The 18,292-nt window shown below is 66.5% G+C and carries 16 protein-coding genes; 12 read left to right on the plus strand and 4 right to left on the minus strand.

Going from position 1 to position 18,292, the window contains the following annotated elements; all coding sequences use genetic code 11:
• Window positions 1-71: 71 nt before the first annotated feature.
• The gene (locus CYR75_RS03435) at window positions 72-1,211 is read right to left on the minus strand and encodes an ABC transporter substrate-binding protein (protein WP_192876677.1); all 1,140 of its coding nucleotides are present in this window, start codon (window positions 1,209-1,211) and stop codon (window positions 72-74) included.
• Between the two features lie 232 nt (window positions 1,212-1,443).
• Here CYR75_RS03435 and paaG point away from each other — a divergent pair, with 232 nt between their 5' ends.
• From paaG to CYR75_RS03465, 6 genes are all read left to right on the plus strand, one after another.
• The gene (gene paaG / locus CYR75_RS03440; RefSeq protein WP_101498854.1) at window positions 1,444-2,238 is read left to right on the plus strand and encodes a 2-(1,2-epoxy-1,2-dihydrophenyl)acetyl-CoA isomerase PaaG; all 795 of its coding nucleotides are present in this window, start codon (window positions 1,444-1,446) and stop codon (window positions 2,236-2,238) included.
• 44 nt (window positions 2,239-2,282) lie between these two features.
• Complete coding sequence (paaI, locus tag CYR75_RS03445; protein WP_225972906.1) at window positions 2,283-2,708, plus strand: hydroxyphenylacetyl-CoA thioesterase PaaI; 426 nt, start codon at window positions 2,283-2,285, stop codon at window positions 2,706-2,708.
• A gap of 33 nt (window positions 2,709-2,741) precedes the next feature.
• Window positions 2,742-4,058 (plus strand): phenylacetate--CoA ligase PaaK, encoded by a 1,317-nt coding sequence (gene paaK, locus CYR75_RS03450; protein ID WP_101498855.1) that lies wholly within the window; start codon window positions 2,742-2,744, stop codon window positions 4,056-4,058.
• A gap of 93 nt (window positions 4,059-4,151) precedes the next feature.
• Complete coding sequence (locus CYR75_RS03455) at window positions 4,152-4,748, plus strand: TetR/AcrR family transcriptional regulator (RefSeq protein ID WP_101498856.1); 597 nt, start codon at window positions 4,152-4,154, stop codon at window positions 4,746-4,748.
• Window positions 4,749-4,795: 47 nt separating this feature from the next.
• A complete protein-coding gene (locus CYR75_RS03460) occupies window positions 4,796-5,218 on the plus strand; it encodes a TIGR01244 family sulfur transferase (protein ID WP_101498857.1) in 423 nt (140 codons plus the stop codon).
• A gap of 24 nt (window positions 5,219-5,242) precedes the next feature.
• Window positions 5,243-5,536: an RNA-binding S4 domain-containing protein gene (locus tag CYR75_RS03465; RefSeq protein WP_101498858.1), complete on the plus strand. Its 294-nt coding sequence runs from the start codon at window positions 5,243-5,245 to the stop codon at window positions 5,534-5,536.
• Between the two features lie 60 nt (window positions 5,537-5,596).
• Here the strand turns inward: CYR75_RS03465 and ssb are convergent, their stop codons facing one another.
• Window positions 5,597-6,097, minus strand: a complete 501-nt coding sequence (gene ssb / locus CYR75_RS03470) for a single-stranded DNA-binding protein (protein WP_101498859.1) — start codon at window positions 6,095-6,097, stop codon at window positions 5,597-5,599.
• A 222-nt stretch (window positions 6,098-6,319) separates the two neighbouring features.
• Here ssb and CYR75_RS03475 point away from each other — a divergent pair, with 222 nt between their 5' ends.
• Window positions 6,320-6,976 (plus strand): lytic transglycosylase domain-containing protein, encoded by a 657-nt coding sequence (locus CYR75_RS03475; protein WP_101498860.1) that lies wholly within the window; start codon window positions 6,320-6,322, stop codon window positions 6,974-6,976.
• A 69-nt stretch (window positions 6,977-7,045) separates the two neighbouring features.
• Here the strand turns inward: CYR75_RS03475 and CYR75_RS03480 are convergent, their stop codons facing one another.
• Entirely contained in the window at window positions 7,046-7,627 is a 582-nt protein-coding gene (locus tag CYR75_RS03480; RefSeq protein WP_101500848.1) for a lipid-binding SYLF domain-containing protein, read from the minus strand.
• A 25-nt stretch (window positions 7,628-7,652) separates the two neighbouring features.
• Window positions 7,653-8,660: a porphobilinogen synthase gene (hemB, locus tag CYR75_RS03485; protein WP_101500849.1), complete on the minus strand. Its 1,008-nt coding sequence runs from the start codon at window positions 8,658-8,660 to the stop codon at window positions 7,653-7,655.
• 95 nt (window positions 8,661-8,755) lie between these two features.
• Here hemB and CYR75_RS03490 point away from each other — a divergent pair, with 95 nt between their 5' ends.
• The 5 genes from CYR75_RS03490 to CYR75_RS03510 all read left to right on the plus strand — a co-directional run bounded on the left by CYR75_RS03490 (window position 8,756) and on the right by CYR75_RS03510 (window position 18,250).
• Entirely contained in the window at window positions 8,756-9,325 is a 570-nt protein-coding gene (locus CYR75_RS03490) for a hypothetical protein (protein WP_101498861.1), read from the plus strand.
• A gap of 36 nt (window positions 9,326-9,361) precedes the next feature.
• The gene (mfd, locus tag CYR75_RS03495; RefSeq protein WP_101498862.1) at window positions 9,362-12,805 is read left to right on the plus strand and encodes a transcription-repair coupling factor; all 3,444 of its coding nucleotides are present in this window, start codon (window positions 9,362-9,364) and stop codon (window positions 12,803-12,805) included.
• Window positions 12,806-12,909: 104 nt separating this feature from the next.
• Window positions 12,910-14,007, plus strand: coding sequence for a redox-regulated ATPase YchF (gene ychF / locus CYR75_RS03500; RefSeq protein WP_101498863.1), 1,098 nt, complete (start codon window positions 12,910-12,912; stop codon window positions 14,005-14,007).
• A gap of 218 nt (window positions 14,008-14,225) precedes the next feature.
• Entirely contained in the window at window positions 14,226-16,460 is a 2,235-nt protein-coding gene (locus tag CYR75_RS03505; protein ID WP_101498864.1) for a hypothetical protein, read from the plus strand.
• 119 nt (window positions 16,461-16,579) lie between these two features.
• The gene (locus CYR75_RS03510; RefSeq protein WP_158644563.1) at window positions 16,580-18,250 is read left to right on the plus strand and encodes an asparagine synthetase B family protein; all 1,671 of its coding nucleotides are present in this window, start codon (window positions 16,580-16,582) and stop codon (window positions 18,248-18,250) included.
• The last annotated feature ends 42 nt before the right edge of the window (window positions 18,251-18,292 follow it).

An 18,292-nucleotide genomic window follows, 5' to 3' on the forward strand; every position in this document is an offset into this window, starting at 1 on the left:
TGGACGGGATGGCGGTTTCGGGAAAACGAAAAGGGGACGGGCGCGGCGGTCGCGCCCGTCCCCAAGGGGCATCACTCGGCGATGGTCCAGTCGCCGTCGCGGATTTCCAGCATGCGGAAGGCGTCCTGCGTCAGGCCCAGATGGTCGTCGGGCGAATAGGTGACCATGCCGCCGGTGCCGATGAACTCCTTGCTGGCCTCGATCTCGTCGCGGATGGCGACGGGGTCGTCGCTGCCGGCACGTTCGATCGCGGCCTTCAGGATTGCCAGCGCGTCATGGGCGTGGCCGCCAAAGGTCGAGACCTCTTCCCCCGTCGCCGATTTGTAGGCGTCGGAATAGGCCGTCACGACCGGCTTCTGCGCGTCGTCATCGGGCAGCTGGTCGGCGACCAGCAGGGCGGCGGCGGGCAGGCGCACGCCCTCGGCGGCCTCGGCCCCGGCCAGTTCGATGAACTGCTTCGAGGCCACGCCATGCGACTGATAAAGCGGCGCGTCGATGGCCAGCTGCTTGTGGTTGCGCGTGACGACGGCCGGACCCTGACCCATGCCGGAATTCAGGATCGCCTCGGCGCCCTTGCCGCGGATGTTGGTCAGCTGCGGGGTCATGTCCGCGTCCTGCGGGCCGTAAACCTCGTCGGCGACGATCTCGACGCCGGCATCCTCGGCCACGTCCTTGCACTGCGCCTGCATCGACTGCCCGAACCCGTCAGAGCCGGAGATCATGCCGATCTTGGTGAAGCCGCGCGCCTTCATGTCGGTGAAGATCTTCTCGCAGGCCATGCGGTCGGTATGCGGGGTCTTGAAGGTGAAGGGCTTGACCGGGTCGATGATGTCGACGGCGCCCGCGAGGCTGATGAAGGGGATTTCCGCGTCTTCAAAGACCGGGATCATCGCCATGGTGGTGCCGGTCGTGGTGCCGCCGATCACCGCGATGACCTCGTCATCCTCGACCAGGCGGGTGGCGAAGGTCTTGGCCTTGTTGGCGTCGCCCGCGTCGTCATACATGATCAGCTCGACTTTTTCGCCGTTGATCCCGCCCTCGGCGTTGATCTTGTCGACCTCCATGCGCAGGGTCTTGGCCTCGGGGTCGCCCAGGAACGCGGCGGGGCCGGTTTCCGACAGCGAGGCGCCGATCTTGATATCGGCAAGCGCCGGGGCAGCGCCCAGGGCGCAGGCCATGGCGGCGGTGGTCATCAGGATACGGATGGTCATTCAGCGTTCCTCCCAGTTGCTGAGCCGGCCGCTGGCGCGACCTTTTTTCCTTGGCGATTCGGTAAAAGGCAGTCACATTTGCCGTGACCTGCTGCTGCGTCGCCACGCCCATGGCGCAGATTCGCAAAAGCGGCCTCCTCCCGTCCTTGATGAATATAATTGACTGACCGGTCGGTCTATGCAACACATTTTTTGATCTGCCGGGAGGGATGGCAGAGCAGGAGGAATCAGCATGAGCGAACCGGAGACCGTTCTGGTCGAGTTGGATCAGGGCGTTTTGCGCCTGACCCTGAACCGCCCCGACAAGCTGAACAGCTTTACGCCCGAGATGCACATGGCGCTGCGCGCGCAGCTGACGCGTGCCCATGACGATGACGACATCCGCGCGGTGCTGCTGACCGGGGCCGGACGCGGCTTTTGCGCCGGGCAGGATCTGGGCGACCGCGACCCCCGCAAGGGCGGGCCGGCACCTGATCTGGGGGCCACGCTGGAACAGTATTACAACCCGAACCTGCGCCTGATCCGCAACCTGGCCAAGCCGGTGGTCTGCGCGGTCAACGGCGTCGCGGCGGGCGCGGGCGCGAACCTGGCGCTGGCCTGCGACATCGTGCTGGCGGCGCGGTCGGCGCGGTTTATCCAGTCATTCGCGCGAATCGGGCTGATCCCGGATGCGGGCGGGTCGTGGTCGCTGCCGCGCATCCTGGGCGAGCCGCGCGCCAAGGCGCTGGCGCTGCTGGCCGAGCCGGTCGGCGCCGAGCAGGCGGAAGCCTGGGGCATGATCTGGCGCGCCGTCGATGACGCCGATCTTGACGCCGAGGCGCTGGCCATCGCGCGCCAGCTGGCCGCCGGGCCGACATTGGGGCTGGGGCTGACCAAGCAGCTGATCCAGGACGCCGCCGGCCGCGATCTGGACGCGCAGCTGGATGCCGAGCGGGACGCCCAGCAACAGGCCGGCCGCAGCGCCGATTACGCCGAGGGCGTCACCGCCTTTCTGGAAAAACGTCAGGCAAGGTTCACCGGACGATGAAGGACCGGATGATGAACGACCAGACCATGAAGGATGCCGCCCGGATGACCCCGCAGGAACTGGCCGAGGCCTCGGCCAACGCCATGTGGCAGGACGACCACGCCAGCCAGAAGATGGGGATGCAGATCGTCTCGGTCGCGCCGGGGCAGGCGCAGCTGGCGATGACGGTCGCGGACTGGATGGCCAATGGTCACGGCAACTGCCATGGCGGCTATCTGTTCTCGCTGGCCGACAGCGCCTTTGCCTTTGCCTGCAACACCTACAACCAGATCACCGTGGGCCAGCATGCCAGCATGGATTATCTGGCCCCGGTGTCGGTCGATGACCGCCTGACCGCCACCGCGCGCGAGACCTCGCGGCGCGGGCGCAGCGGCATCTATGACATCGAAATCACCAATCAGCACGATGTTCTGGTGGCGGTATTCCGTGGCCTGTCGCGGACCGTCAAGGGCACGCATCTGCCGGAATGAGACCACAGGACGGATAACGCCAAGGAGGCCCGCATGGAAGATCTTACGCCCGATCGCAAATCTCTCGACCCGATCGAGATCGCCTCGCGCGACGAGATTGCCGCGCTGCAATTCCACCGCATGAAGCGGACATTGAAGCACGCCTATGAAAACTCGCCCTTCTACCGCAAGCGGTTCGACGAGGCGGGGGTGCACCCCGAAGACCTGCGGACGCTGTCGGACCTGTCCAAGTTCCCCTTTACCTACAAGCAGGATCTGCGCGATTCCTATCCCTTCGGGATGTTCGCCGTCCCGCGCGAACAGCTTGTCCGCATCCATGCCAGCAGCGGCACCACGGGCAAGCCGACGGTGGTGGGCTATACCTCGGGCGACATCAACAACTGGGCGAACCTGATCGCGCGCTCGATCCGGGCCTCGGGCGGGCGGCCGGGCGATATCTGCCACGTCGCCTATGGCTATGGGCTGTTCACCGGCGGGCTGGGCGCACATTACGGGGCCGAACGGCTGGGCTGCACCGTGGTCCCGATCTCGGGCGGGATGACCGAACGTCAGGTCACGCTGATCGAGGATTTCAAGCCCCGCATCATCATGGTCACGCCGTCCTACATGCTGTCGATCCTGGACGAGTTCCGCCGCCGCGGCATCGACCCGCGCGAGACCTCGCTGCAGGTCGGCATCTTCGGCGCCGAGCCGTGGACCAACCGCATGCGCGAGGAAATCGAGCAGGTCTTCGACATGCACGCGGTCGACATCTATGGCCTGTCCGAGGTGATGGGGCCGGGCGTCGCCAATGAATGTGTCGAGACCAAGGACGGGCTGCATATCTGGGAAGACCATTTCTATCCCGAGATCATCGACCCCGACACCGGCGAGGTGCTGCCCGATGGCGAGATGGGCGAGCTGGTCTTTACCACGCTGACCAAGGAAGGGCTGCCGATGATCCGCTATCGGACCCGCGACCTGACCCGGCTGCTGCCCGGCACCGCGCGCTCGATGCGGCGGATGGAAAAGATCACCGGGCGGTCGGACGACATGATCATCCTGCGCGGCGTCAACGTCTTCCCGACCCAGATCGAAGAGCAGCTGCTGAAGGTCGCGTCGCTCTCGCCGCATTTCCAGATCGAGCTGACCACCGGCGCGAACCGCATGGACAGCATGACCGTGCATTGCGAATGTCTGCCCGACCGCGCCGACAAATCCGCCCGCGACGCGGCGGCGGCGGAACTGGCGCATCACATCAAATCGGTGATCGGCGTGTCCTCGCGCATCGTCGTGCACGACCCCGAAGGGGTGGTGCGTTCGCAGGGCAAGGCGCAGCGGGTGCTGGACAACCGCCCGAAAGAGCGCTGAGCCAACGCCGCTGCGCTGCCGTGACAAGCCGGGAGGCAGCGGCTAAAGACCCGGCGACGGCCTACGTCGTCGCCGCAACTTCAGGGAGAGCCGATGGCCCGGACCCGTGCCAGTGATTTCGCCGAGAAACAGCAGGATCTGCTGCGAAGCGCGGCTGCCGTGATCGCCGAACAGGGCATGGACAAGGCGTCCATGGCCCTGATCGCCGATCATGCCGGCGTGTCCAAGGCGTTGCTGTATCACTATTATCCGGGCAAGGACGCGCTGATCTTCGCAATCATCGAGACCCATCTGCTTGAGGTCGAAGAGGCCGTGCAGGCCGCCGACGACGCCTCGCTGGCCGATCCCGAACGGCTGCGCAAACTGGTGGGTGCGCTGCTGGAGGCCTATCGCGGCGCCGACAATGAACATATCGTCCAGCTCAACGCCAAGCGTGCGCTGACCGCCGAACAGCGGCAGGCGCTGTTCCAGATCGAGCGGCGGCTGGTGCGGATGTTCTCGGCCGTGATCGAGCGGATCAACCCGCAGCTTCAGGACGGCAAGCCGCTGCTGATGCCGGTCACCATGTCGCTTTTCGGCATGATGAACTGGGTCTATATGTGGTTCAAGGAAGGCGGGCCGCTGACGCGCGAGGATTACGCCGACATCGCGACGACGCTGATCCTGGAAGGTGTCAAGGCGGTCCGCTAGCCGCCGCAGGGCCGCGCGAACGCATCGCGGCAGGGGGAAGGTTCGGAATGGAAATCAGGAAGATCAACGACAGCATCTCGGTCGCGCCGCAGATCCACCCCGGCGATCTGCCGGAACTGGCCGCGATGGGCTTTCGCGCCGTGATCTGCAATCGCCCCGACGGGGAAGAGGCCAGTCAGCCCGATCAGGACAGCATCGCCGCCGCCGCCCGGCAGGCCGGGCTGGACTGGCGCTCGGTCACGCTGGCGCCCGGGGGGCCGGTGATGGAACGGGCGCAGGAATTCGGGCAGGCGCTGGACGAATTGCCGGGGCCGGTGCTGGCCTATTGCCGCTCTGGCACGCGCAGCGCGACGCTGTGGGGGCTGTCGCAGGCGGGCCGGCTGCCGCGCGACGAGATCCTGCGCGCCGGGGCCGAGGCCGGTTACGATCTGCAAGGCATCGCGGGCGCGCTGCCGGAACGCGCCGACTGACGCAGGGTCCGGGGTCTGCGGCAGATGGAGTCGGTGCGGCTCGACGTGTTTCTATGGGCGGCGCGGTTCTTCAAGACCCGCAGCCTGTCGCGCCAGATGATCGAATCCGGTCGCATCCGAATCGACGGCCAGACCGTCAAGCCTGCCCGCGCCGTCCGTCCCGGCGTGGTGCTGTCGCTGCGTCAGGGCCGCAACCGCCGCCGGATCGAGGTGCTGGCGTTGTCCGACACCCGCGGCCCGGCCAGCATCGCGCAGACGCTTTACCGCGACCTCGACCCGCCGCAGCCGATCGACCCCTTTGGTGACGATCTGGATTAGACACGAAAAAGGCCCGCGAGGTGCGGGCCTTTTGCCGTCAACCCAGGGCGAAGGCCCCGATCAGAACGGAATCTCGTCGTCGAAATCGGCACGTCCGCCGCCGCCCTGGCTGCTGCCGCCGGATGCGCCCCCACCATATTCGTCGCCGTAATCGCGGTCGAAGCCGCCCGGACCACCCGAACCGCCGCTTTTGCCGGCGCCGCCCTCGCTGCGGCCGTCCAGCATTTGCAACGTGCCGCCAAAGCCGCGCAGCACGACCTCGGTGCTATAGCGGTCCTGGCCGGACTGGTCCTGCCATTTGCGGGTCTCAAGCTGGCCCTCGATATAGACCTTGCTGCCCTTTTTCAGATAACGCTCGACCACGTTGACCAGCCCCTCGGACATGATCGCCACGCGGTGCCATTCGGTCCGCTCGCGGCGCTCGCCGGTATTGCGGTCCTTCCAGGTTTCGCTGGTGGCAACGCGCAGATTCGCCACCTTGCCGCCATTCTGGAAGGTCCGGATTTCAGGGTCCTGACCCAGATTGCCGATCAGGATCACCTTGTTGACGCTGCCCGCCATGTCCCACCTTTCACTGTTTCGCCAGAAGGCTTATCGCGGAGCGGACCGGGGCTGCAAGGGGCATCGGCCCGGCCCGCGCGGCGGGGGCGGCCGCGCGCTCGGCAGATTCTCGCCGAGGCGGGGGCGGGGTGGAACCATTTCGGAAAGCCTGTAGCGATCTGCGAAAATTAACGTATAGTCGTGACAAAAGAAGCACGGAAAACAAAGGCTCGGGTTGGGGACATGATCGGTAACAGACTGAAAAGCCTTGGCTTTGCGATGCGCGTGGTGCTGGTTGCGGGGGTTCTGGGAACCGGACTGCAGACGGTGCCGGCCGCAGCGGAAGGCCTGAACCTCAAGCGCGTGTCGGAACGCAACCGCAGCGCGCAGTTCGATCGTCAGAAGCAGCTGATGGATTCGCGGCTCGCCTCGCAATACCGGCAGTCCAAGCGGCTGCGGCCGACGGGGCGGCAGGTGGTCAACGTGACCACGCTGGAGCTTTCGCCGACGATCTCGACGAAATCCTATTCGGGCCGCAACTCGGCCTATATCCCGCACGCGCAGGCGATGGCGCGGAAATACGGCATCCCCGAGGCGCTGTTCCTGCGGCTGGTGAACCAGGAGTCGCGGTGGAATCCCGGCGCGCGGTCGCACAAGGGCGCGATGGGGCTGGCGCAGCTGATGCCCGGCACGGCGGCGCGTCTGGGCGTGAACGCCAACGACCCGCACCAGAATCTGGAAGGCGGGGCGCGTTATCTGCGCATGATGTACAACCAGTTCGGCGATTGGCGGCTGGCGCTGGCGGCCTATAATGCCGGGCCGGGCGCGGTGCAGAAATATGGCGGCATCCCGCCCTATCGCGAGACGCGGAACTATGTCCGCATCATCGCCGGCGGCTGATCCGCGCCGCCTTCGGATATGAAAAAAGCCGCGTCACGGGACGCGGCTTTTTTTAATTCCCAAGCCCGCTTACTGGCCGGGCAGCGCGGACGGAATGATGCGGGTGTATTTCGTCCCCTCGATCGCCGCGCCCGCCATGACGCCGGTCTGGCCAAAGATCATCGCGACCACCGGATGCCCGCGGGTGACGGTGTCGGTGCCATAGGCCATGCCCTCTTTCGGCAGGGCATAGAAGGCGCCCGCGCCCGCGACCCAGCCCGGTGCGGCGCGGAAATCGGCCAGCGCCTGCTCGGTCTGGAAGACCAGCACATGGGCGAATTGCCGCGCGCCCGCCTGAAAGCCCACCGAGGCCTGCGCGGCGGAATAGTAATCGACCGTCCGCCCCTGCACCCGCAGCGCGCCCTCGCCATAGGCGCCGCCGACGCCGAAACCGGCCTGCGTCATCACCGGCATGACCAGCACGCCCTGCGCGTTCTCGACCAGCGGCCGGGCGTTGGGATAGGTGGCGAAAAGCTCGTTCAGGGTCGCGTTGACGCGCCCTTCCAGCGCGTCGGTCGCGTTCGTTCCCAGCCCGTTATTGCAGGCGACAAGGGCGAACGCCCCCAGCCCCACCAGACAGGCCCGCCGCGACCATAGCTTGTGCTGTGCCATCATCTTCCCCCGATCCGTCCCCAGTTTACCCGCGTCCCGCCGTCGTCGCCAGAGCTTCGGCGACATCCGGCGCAAAGTAGCTGAGGATGCCGTCGCAGCCCGCCCGGCGGAAGGCCAGCAGGCCTTCCACCACCACGTCGCGCGACAGCCAGCCCTGACGGATCGCGCCTTCCAGCATCGCATATTCGCCGCTGACCTGATAGGCGAATGTCGGCGCGGCAAAGCGGTCGCGCACCATGCGGCAGATGTCCAGATAGGGCATCCCCGGCTTGACCATCACCATATCCGCGCCTTCGGCCAGATCGCGGGCGACGCAGCGCATCGCCTCGTCGCGGTTGGCGGGGTCGATCTGATAGGTCTTCTTGTCGCCCACCAGCCGCGCCCCGGCGCCCACCGCATCGCGAAACGGCCCGTAGAACCCCGAGGCATATTTGGCGGCATAGGACATGATCGCCACATTGCTGTGGCCGTTCTGTTCCAGCGCCGCCCGCAGCGCCCCGATGCGGCCATCCATCATGTCCGAGGGGCCAAGGATGTCGGCCCCGGCCTCGGCCTGCGCCAGACCCATGCGAACCAGACATTCGACGGTTTCGTCATTCACGATCTCGCCGTCGCGCACCAGCCCGTCATGGCCATTGGCGTTATAGGGGTCGAGCGCGATGTCGGTCATCACCATCAGATCGGGCACCGCTTCCTTGATCGCGCGGATGGCGCGGTTGCCGATATTGTCGGGGTCCCAGGCCCGTTCGCAGCTGTCGGTCTTGCCCTCTTGATCCGAGTGGGGAAAGACGCAGATCGCCGGGATGCCCAGACGCGCGGCGCGTTCGGCGGCGGCCTTGACGCTGTCGACGGTGAAACGGGTGACGCCGGGCATGGACGGGATCTCGATATCCGCGCCCGCGACCTCGGTCACGAAGACCGGCCAGATCAGGTTGTCGGCGGAAAGCGCGGTTTCCGCCACCATCGCCCGCAGCCCCGGCGTGCGGCGCAGACGGCGCGGGCGCGACATCGGAAACGGGGCGATCGGGGACATCGGGGCATCATGGGACATGGCTATGCTTTCGGCTTTTCCTTGGGTTGGCCCTGTTCTAAGGTCACGGCCACGCCCCGACAAGCAGGCAAGACCGCGTGTTTCCCAACAGTCTCCTTCAGATCCTCGATGCGCGGTCCTTCGGCTCGGCCTGGTTCTGGCTGGTGCTGGCCGTGGTGTGGAGCTTTGGCGGACGGCGCGTGCTGGGCATCCCCGCCGATATCCTGATGGATGCCGGGCGCAGCCTGCGCCGCGCGCCGGGGCTGGAAACGCCGCAGGTGCTGGCGCTGCTGGACTGGATGTCGCTGAACGTGCCGCGCTGGCGGGTTTCGCCGCGCATGGGGCTGGCGCTGGCGGCGGCGCTGCCCTTTGGCCTCAGCGTGCTGGCGGGGCTGGGCTTTGCCGGCGGCCTCGAGATGGCACAGGCGCTGTCGCTGCTGCTGATCCCGCAGGCGGTGCTGCTGGGGCTGCGGCTGCGGCTGGCGGGGCAGTTGCACTGGATCCTGCGCGCGGCCGAGCTGGGCCAGCCCGCGCCGCGCGCCGCAACCGACGCCATGCAGCGGATCAACCGTTACCGGATCGCGCAGACGCTGATCTCGCTGGTGGCGGTGATCTTTACCGGGCTGTGGGCGATGCGCTGGATCCTGCTGCACCCTTACGGGGTGTGACCTTGACCCCGACCCTCTGCAGGCTATCTGTCCCCCATGGCTGACATCATCACACTTTCCGGCGCCCCCGAGGGCTATGACGCGGCCCTTCTGGCGCGCGAGGCGGCGCGCGGGCCGGTCATCCACATCGCCCGCGACGACCGCCGGGCCGAGGCCATGCGCGAGGGGCTGCGCTTTTTCGCGCCCGACCTGCCGGTGCTGCATTTCCCCGCCTGGGACACGACGCCCTATGACCGCGTCTCGCCCGCCGCCGATGTCATGGCCGCGCGCATGGCCACGCTGTCGGCGCTGGCGCATGGCGCGGTGCCCAGCCGCTTTGTGCTGCTGACCACGATGAACGCGGCGATCCAGCGCGTGCCGCCGCGCGCGGCGCTGAAGGACGCCACCTTTACCGCCCGCCCCGGCAGCCGGATCGACGATGCGGGCCTGCGGGCATGGCTGGCGCGGATGGGGTTCGCGCAGGCGCCGACGGTGACCGAGCCCGGCGATTACGCGATCCGGGGCGGCATCATCGACCTGTGGCCGCCGGGGCCGCAGGGACCGATCCGGCTGGACCTGTTCGGCGACGTGCTGGAATCGGCGCGGCGTTTCGATCCCGTCACGCAGCGCAGCGCCGGCAGTCTTGACCGGCTGGAACTGGTCCCGATGTCCGAGGTGATCCTGGACGAGGACGCCATCGCGCGCTTCCGCACCACCTACCGCAGCGAATATGGCGGCGGCAGCAACGATCCGCTGTACGAGGCCGTCAGCGCCGGGCGCAAGGTGGCGGGGGTCGAGCATTGGCTGCCGTGGTTCTATGACCGGCTCGACAATCTCTTCGACTATCTTCCCGACGCCTCGGTGATGCTGGACGACCGCGCGGGCCAGGTCTTCACCGCCAGGTGGGAGATGATCTCGGAACAATACGCCGCCCGGCGCGAGGCCGCGAACCGGCGCGGCAGCGACAGCATCTATCGCCCCGTCGCGCCCGAAACCATGTTCGCCAGCGAAAGCGAGTGGCAGGGCTGGCTGGCCGCGCGCCGCCAGTTGCGCCTGTCGGTCAACGCCGCGCCCCCCGGTCCCGGCGTGCTGGACGCGGGCGGCCGGGTCGGGCGCAATTTCGCGCCGGAACGGCAGTCGGAACAGCTTGACCTGTTCGGCGCGCTCGCCGCCCATCTGCGCGAGCTGCGCAAGACCCACCGCGTCGTCATCGCCAGCTTCAGCGATGGTGCGCGCGAACGGCTGCGCGGGCTGATGGTCGATGAAGGGGTCGAGGGCGCGGCCGATATCTCGCGTCTCGCCGATCTGCCGGAGAAGCCCGGCGCGCTGGGGCTGACGGTCTGGCCGCTCGAGGAAGGCTTCGTCGCCGATGGCAGCGCGGCGGGGCGGCTTGCGGTGATCTCGGAACAGGATGTGCTGGGCGACCGGCTGATCCGGGGCGCGCGCAAGCGCCGGCGGGCCGAGAATTTCCTGAAGGACGCGACCACGCTCAGCCCCGGCGATCTGGTGGTCCATGTCGAACACGGCATCGGGCGCTACAAGGGTCTTGAGACCATCACGGCGAACAATGTGCCGCATGACTGCGTGGCGCTGGAATATGCCGGCGGCGACCGGCTGTTCCTGCCGGTCGAGAATATCGAGCTGCTGTCGCGATACGGCCATGAAGAGGGCTTGCTCGACCGGCTGGGCGGCGGCGCGTGGCAGGCGCGCAAGGCCCGGCTCAAGGAACGCATCCGGCTGATCGCGAACCGGCTGATGCGGGTCGCCGCCGAACGCCTGCTGCGAACCGCGCCGGTCTTGGAACCCGAGCATCACGAATGGGAAAGTTTCTCGGCCCGGTTTCCCTATACCGAAACCGACGACCAGATGGCCGCCATCGACGATGTCATGGGCGATCTGGCCGCCGGCCGCCCGATGGACCGGCTGATCGTCGGCGATGTCGGCTTCGGCAAGACCGAGGTCGCGATGCGCGCCGCCTATATCGCAGCCTCTCAGGGCAAGCAGGTGGCGGTGATCGCGCCGACCACCCTGCTGGCGCGTCAGCACGCCCGCAGCTTCGCCGAACGCTTTCGCGGCACGGCGGTGGTGGTCCGGCCGCTGTCCCGCTTTGTCCCCGCGAAAGAGGCCGCCAAGACCCGCGCCGGTCTGGCCGATGGCAGCGTCGATATCGTCGTCGGCACCCATGCCGTGCTGGCGAAATCGGTCAAGTTCCGCGATCTGGGCCTGCTGGTCATCGATGAAGAGCAGCATTTCGGCGTCGCCCACAAGGAACGCCTGAAAGAACTGCGCAGCGACGTCCATGTGCTGACCATGACCGCGACCCCGATCCCGCGCACGCTGCAACTGTCGCTGTCGGGCGTGCGCGACCTGTCGGTGATCGGCACGCCGCCGGTCGACCGTCTGGCCATCCGCACCTATGTCAGCGAGTTCGACAGCGTCACCATCCGCGAGGCGCTGCTGCGCGAGAAATATCGCGGCGGGCAAAGCTTTTTCGTCGTCCCCCGCATCGCCGACCTGCCCGAGATCGAGGACTGGCTGCGCGAGCATGTCCCCGAGATCACCTATATCGTCGCCCACGGCCAGCTATCTGCGGGCGATCTGGATCAGCGGATGAACGCCTTTTATGACGGGCAGGGCGACGTGCTGCTGGCCACCACGATCGTCGAATCGGGGCTGGATATCCCGACCGCCAACACCATGATCATCTGGCGCGCGGATATCTACGGTCTGGCGCAGCTCTACCAGATCAGGGGCCGGGTCGGGCGCTCGCGGACGCGGGCCTATTGCTATCTGACCACCAAGCCGCGCAGCCCGCTGACGCCGCAGGCCGAACGACGGCTGAAGTTTCTGGGCAATATCGACGGGCTGGGGGCGGGCTTCAACCTCGCCTCGCAGGATCTCGACCTGCGCGGGGCGGGCAACCTGCTGGGCGAGGAACAATCCGGCCATATCAAGGAGGTGGGGTTCGAACTTTACCAGGCGATGCTGGAAGAAACCATCGCCAAGCTGAAATCCGGCGAGTTGGAAGGCACGCCCGAGGATGAATGGGCGCCGCAGCTGAACCTCGGCGTGCCGGTGACGATCCCGGAAAGCTATATCCCCGATCTGGACGTGCGTCTGGGCCTTTACCGCCGGCTGGCCGACATCGTCACCAAGGTCGAGATGGAGGGCTTTGCCGCCGAGTTGCATGACCGCTTCGGCCCCGTCCCGCGCGAGGTGAACACGCTGATGAACGTGATCCGCATCAAGGGGATGGCCAAGCGCGCCAACATCTCGCGCCTCGATGCCGGGCCGAAAGGGGCGACGGTGCAGTTCTACAATGACCGTTTCCCGAACCCGGCCGGTCTGGTCGAGTTCCTGACCGATCAGCACGGGCAGGCCAAGGTGACCGACAACAAGATCGTCATCCGCCGCGACTGGCCCACCGATGGCGACCGCATCAAGGGCGCCTACGGCATCGCCCGCGATCTGGCCGCCAAGGCCAAGGCCGCCACGAAGTAACAGGCCGGCATGTCGGCCCCGCGTCCCGCCGCAACTGGACGCGGGCGCGGCACTTGCGTAAACAGCCGCCGAGCCAGGACCGCCATCACGCAAGGGAAATCGACATGGGCTTTCGCATGGGGATCGTCGGGCTGCCGAATGTCGGCAAGTCCACGCTGTTCAACGCGCTGACGCGCACCGCTGCCGCCCAGGCGGCGAACTTTCCCTTTTGCACCATCGAGCCGAATGTCGGCGAGGTCGCCGTCCCCGACCCAAGGCTGGACCGGCTGGCCGAGATCGCGGGATCGAAGCAGATCGTGCCGACGCGCATCACCTTTGTCGACATCGCCGGTCTGGTGCGCGGCGCCAGCAAGGGCGAGGGGCTGGGCAACCAGTTTCTCGCCAATATCCGCGAGGTCGACGCCATCGCCCATGTCCTGCGCTGCTTTGAAGACGACGACGTGACCCATGTCGAGGGCCGCGTCGACCCCATCGCGGATGCCGAGACGATCGAGACCGAGCTGATGATCGCCGACCTCGAATCGGTCGAGAAGCGGCTGGCGAACCTGACCCGCAAGCTGAAGGGTGGCGACAAGGAAGCCGCCGAGCAGCAGCGCCTGCTGCGCGCCGCGCAAGAGGCGCTCGAGGCCGGGCGCCCCGCGCGCACCGTCACCGTGTCCGAGGATGACCGCAAGGCCTGGACCATGCTGCAACTGCTGACCGCCAAGCCGGTGCTTTACGTCTGCAACGTGGCCGAGGATCAGGCCGCGACCGGCAACGCCCATTCCGAGGCCGTGGCCCGGATGGCGGCCGAGCAGGGCGCCGGCCATGTCGTCATCTCGGCGCAGATCGAGGAAGAGATCAGCCAGCTCTCGCCCGAGGACGCGGCGATGTTCCTGTCCGAGATGGGGCTGGAAGAACCCGGCCTCGACCGCCTGATCCGCGCCGGATATGAACTGCTGGGCCTGCAGACCTATTTCACCGTCGGCCCGAAAGAGGCCCGCGCCTGGACCATCCGCCGCGGCACCCTGGCCCCGCAGGCGGCGGGCGTCATCCACGGCGATTTCGAACGCGGCTTCATCCGCGCCGAAACCATCGCCTTCGACGACTACCTTTCCGGCAACGGCGAAGCCGGCGCCCGCGAGGCAGGCAAGCTGCGCGTCGAGGGCAAGACCTACGAGGTCAAGGACGGCGACGTGCTGCATTTCCTGTTCAACGCCTAAGCGCGGCGTGGGGGTTGCGGGCGCGCGCGTGGCGTTGCCTGATGCAGCTGCCTTCGCCACGGCCGCCGCGACGAACCGAGCCGCGACGGGTTGCGAGGCGTTAGGAAGCGGCTAACCATCTGACGCGATTGATCTGGACAACCGCCGCGCGACACGGTCCAACTGAGCGCCGGACGTCTCGGCGACCCCACCATCTGACGGCTGACGAAAGACCTGATATGCCCCGAACGCGCGAAGTTGGCACCCTGTGGATCGGTGGCAAGCTGAGTTGGATGGAACAGCTCTGCCTGAAATCCTTTGTCGATCATGGGCAAAGGATAACTCTGTTTTCTTATGAGGATATCCCCAACGTCCCGGCCGGTGTGATCCGCCGCGACGGGCGCGAGGTGATCGATACCGACGACTTCATCAAATACGAGAAAAAGAACAGCTATGCGCTGTTCGCGGACCTGTTCCGGCTGCACATGATCGCGAAAAATCCGGGGATGATCTGGATCGACACCGATGTCTATTGCCAGCGCCCGCTGGATTATGACGACGATCATGTCTTCGGCTATGAACTGCCCGACAGCGACCGGGTCAACAACGCCGTCCTCGGCCTGCCCGCCGACAGCGAGATGCTGCAGGCCATGCTCGACTTCACCGCCGATCGCTTCTCGATCGCGCCGTTTCTGCCCAAGAAGGAACGCAAGCGGCTGGCAGAGGCGCGCGACGCCGGCACCCCCGTCCATGTCAGCCAGCAAAGCTGGGGCGTCTGGGGGCCGCTGATGCTGACCCATTATGTCAAGCAATTCGGGATGAGCGAGCGTGTCCAGCCGCTGCCGGCCTTCTACCCGGTCACCTTCCGCGAGCGGACGCTGTTCAACACCGACCGGCAGGCGGTGCTGGATGCCATCACCGAGCAGACGACGGCCTTGCATGTCTGGGCCTCGAACAAGCGAGAGCTTGGCAACCATCAACTTGGCCTTCCGCCGGCCAGATCCTGGTGGGCGCAGGCGCTGGAACAGCACCGGATCAACCCGGCCCTGGCGCCCATCACCGGCCGCAACACGACCTCGTTCGACACCTCGCTTCTGGATCAGGTGCCCCCGATCGACGGCGCGGTGATGGATCTGGGCGGACGGTCGCCGGCGCTGGTCATCTCGCTTCACGCGCGCGACCATTGCCGCGTGCAGGTGGTCGACATCAACGCCGAGGGCCGCTTCGGGCAGCAGCCCGAGGCGATGCAGACCTATGTGGACACGCTGGTCCAGAACGGTGTCGACCCGGACGCGGTCAACGTGATCAGCAATCGCCGCCACCTTGCGCCCGTCGACGTGATCCTGAACCTGAAGAATTTCGGCGACAGCGCCAAGGTCAAGCACCTCACCCCGATCCTGCAGAATGCCATGCATTCGGACAGCCAGCTGTTCATGGACATCCGCAAGGGCTCGGGCGCGTTTCCGTTTCTGAAAACCGCCTGCAGCACCGAGATCCTGCAGGGCGAGGCGGGCAGCGATCTGCGCCGCGTGGTGGCTCGGCCGCTGCCGCCCGAACCTGCCTCGGACGAGGCCTGGGCCGGGATCGCAGCGCGGCTGGCGGGCGAGGAGGGTTTCTTCCGCGACGGTCCCGCCGGGCACAGCTTTCTCTATGTGCCGCGCGATCCGGACGTGCTGGTGGTGACCTTCGACAATCTCGACATCGCCATGACCAAGCGGGCAGAGCGGCGGCCCTGGGGTTATGAGTTCATCGAAAAGCAGGGCTGGTCGATGCTGGGCGTGCTGGCCGGCGGCTGGACCTGGTACCGAGAGCCCTGGGTCGCCGACCAGTTCGACCGGCTGCGGGACGAGGGGTTCTTCCGGCGCTTCAAGCGTGTGGTGTTCTACGGCGCCTCGATGGGCGGCTACGCGGCCGCGGCCTTCAGCGCGGCCTGCCCGGGCGCCGAAGTGGTCGCGATCAGCCCGCAATCGACGCTGGACAGGTCGCTGGTTCCCTTTGAGACCCGCTACCGTTCCGCTTGGGGCTATGATTACTCTGGCCCCTATGGCGACGCGGCCACGGCGAGCAGGGCGGCCCGTCGAGTGACGATTCTGTTCGATCCCTACGAGCCGCTGGACGCGGCCCACGCGAACCGCTTCACCGGCGCGAATGTCGTCAAGCTGCGCTGTCCGCTGATGGGGCACCGACTGGGATCGTCGCTGTCGCAGATGGGAATCCTGTCTGACACCATCCTCGCCGCCCTGTCGGGCCGGTTGGAGCCTGTCGATTTCTATCGCAACCTGCGCGCCCGCCACAGCTTCCCGCGCTATCAGAAAGAGCTGTTCCGCCGCGCGATGAGCCAAGGCAGACCCGACCTCGCCCGCCGCGTCGGCAGATGGGTGCTAAGCCGCGGCGACAACCGCGCCATCCGGCTGGGCATGGCGGCGCTGAATCAGGTGGCTGTGCCAGAGGCCCATGCGGACGTTTCCAATTGAGCGGACTGCGAAGCAAAGGGATCGGGACGGCGCTGTCTGACCTGGCCTCAACAAAGCGCGCGACTCGCTGCTGCCTGACGGCCGATAAGCATGACGAGGCGCGTTGCCCGTCCCATCTTTTGGTCCTGCCCGCGACGATCCTGCATCCTGCGGGCGCTGGTTCTGTAACGCGAGAGAGGGTGCGGGCGTGGCTGCGCGGCAGCCTGTCTGCAGCATGTCAGCGGCGACATGGGCAGGTATTGCGGCCGCATGCAGAATGCACAACCAAGGGCTTGCCAGATTTCGGCGTTTCGGCGCTTTTACACCGCGTCAAACAGCCAGAGCGCGTCACGCGCCGCCTGTGTTCTACCTGTGGAAATAGTATGATGTTCACGCCTCTGGCTCTTCAGCGATTCAGGAACGACCCTGACGGGTTCTTTGCGACCTTCAAACATCAGTGGCTGATCAGCCGGGATCGCCCGCTCGAGCTCCCGGGCTGGCATGAGCATGAATGCGACGGCTGGTACCTTCGCCACGCGTCCGATCTGCCTGCGATGAAGTTGCTGGGCCGCAATAATGAGCGGCTGGGCTATCTGCTGGGGGTGGCGGTCGATGCGGCCGGACGGCCGTTGAAGGGAACGATCCGCCTGCCGCTTTCGCCGGATGACACCGATTTCGCCGACGGCTTCCAGCGCTTTGTCGAGGGCTGTGCCGGGCGTTATATCGTCGCGTTGCTCACGCCCCGTTACAAGCGGCTTTTCCTGGACCCGGTCGGCGATCTCGCAGCCGTCTACGACGCCGAGGCGGGACGGGCTGGGTCGACGAATTTCATCGTGCAGGGTCGGGACTTCATCGACAATCCGGTCATTCCCTATGCGATGGCGCGAGACGGTCGGGCGAACTACACGATGGGGCATACGCGCGATCGTCAGGTTCGCCGCCTGTTGGCGAGCCATTATCTGGATCTGGACCGGATGGAGCCGGTTCGCCACTGGCCGCGGCCCGAGACGGACCTGACCACCCGCCACGATACCGACGCCGTTCTTGCCATCAATGACGAGATCACAGCGCGCTTGCGTGACATCTTTTCCGCCATGCTGCACAGCGAACGGGTGATCCTTCCGCTGTCCGGCGGGCGTGATTCCCGCTGCCTTCTCGGCGCCGGGATGCCGGCGATCGACCAAGCGGAATGGCTGTTCACCTGGCGGTTTCACCGGCAGTCCGGTCAGGACAGCGAATGTGCGAAGAAGATCTGCGGCGTGCTCGGGTTGCCGCATCGCGAGTTTCTGTATCAAAAGCTGACGCGCCCGTTGAAGCTGCAATATCTGCAACGCAACGGCTATGCGATCTTCGGAACCGCGCTCGAGTCTCTCGCCATCAGCGAAAGCCTGCCGGGCGGCAATGTGATGGTGCGGGGCAACATCATGGGCATCCTGCGGGCGACGAACTGGCAGCGCCAGCGCGAGGGGGTTCTGAACCTGCCGCATGCGCTGAAGCGGCTGCGCTCGGGCTTCAGCGCGGCGGAGCAGATGGAGAAATTCGGACCCGCCTATATGGACTATTACGATTCGCTGCCGGAGAACGCGCAGCGGAAGATCTATGACATCGCCTGGACCGATATCAGCCTGACTCATGGGCAGGGCGCGCGGTCCTATGGCACGCCGCAGAACTTCATCGTCAACGCCTTCAACGACCGCCGGCTTCTGGCGCTGGCGATGCAGTTGCCCCTGGCCTACAGGCGAAGCGATGCCGCGTATGACCGGATCATCGAGACGACGCTGCCGCAGTTGCAGGGGATCCCCTATGTCTGAAGGCGGGCCGACCGGCGGGGCGCCTGCCACGTAAGCGGATTG

It is taken from the genome of Paracoccus jeotgali (assembly GCF_002865605.1).
In the GTDB taxonomy this organism is placed as follows: Bacteria; Pseudomonadota; Alphaproteobacteria; order Rhodobacterales; family Rhodobacteraceae; genus Paracoccus; species Paracoccus jeotgali.

Coding starts and splice junctions, on each gene's coding strand:
- CYR75_RS03435 (WP_192876677.1), bottom strand. CDS start 1,211: ATGACCATCCGTATCCTGATGACCACCGCCGCCATGGCCTGCGCCCTG.
- ychF (WP_101498863.1), top strand. CDS start 12,910: ATGGGCTTTCGCATGGGGATCGTCGGGCTGCCGAATGTCGGCAAGTCC.
- CYR75_RS03465 (WP_101498858.1), top strand. CDS start 5,243: ATGGAGTCGGTGCGGCTCGACGTGTTTCTATGGGCGGCGCGGTTCTTC.
- ssb (WP_101498859.1), bottom strand. CDS start 6,097: ATGGCGGGCAGCGTCAACAAGGTGATCCTGATCGGCAATCTGGGTCAG.
- paaK (WP_101498855.1), top strand. CDS start 2,742: ATGGAAGATCTTACGCCCGATCGCAAATCTCTCGACCCGATCGAGATC.
- paaG (WP_101498854.1), top strand. CDS start 1,444: ATGAGCGAACCGGAGACCGTTCTGGTCGAGTTGGATCAGGGCGTTTTG.
- CYR75_RS03505 (WP_101498864.1), top strand. CDS start 14,226: ATGCCCCGAACGCGCGAAGTTGGCACCCTGTGGATCGGTGGCAAGCTG.
- CYR75_RS03455 (WP_101498856.1), top strand. CDS start 4,152: ATGGCCCGGACCCGTGCCAGTGATTTCGCCGAGAAACAGCAGGATCTG.
- paaI (WP_225972906.1), top strand. CDS start 2,283: ATGACCCCGCAGGAACTGGCCGAGGCCTCGGCCAACGCCATGTGGCAG.
- CYR75_RS03460 (WP_101498857.1), top strand. CDS start 4,796: ATGGAAATCAGGAAGATCAACGACAGCATCTCGGTCGCGCCGCAGATC.
- CYR75_RS03475 (WP_101498860.1), top strand. CDS start 6,320: ATGATCGGTAACAGACTGAAAAGCCTTGGCTTTGCGATGCGCGTGGTG.
- CYR75_RS03480 (WP_101500848.1), bottom strand. CDS start 7,627: ATGGCACAGCACAAGCTATGGTCGCGGCGGGCCTGTCTGGTGGGGCTG.
- hemB (WP_101500849.1), bottom strand. CDS start 8,660: ATGTCCCCGATCGCCCCGTTTCCGATGTCGCGCCCGCGCCGTCTGCGC.
- mfd (WP_101498862.1), top strand. CDS start 9,362: ATGGCTGACATCATCACACTTTCCGGCGCCCCCGAGGGCTATGACGCG.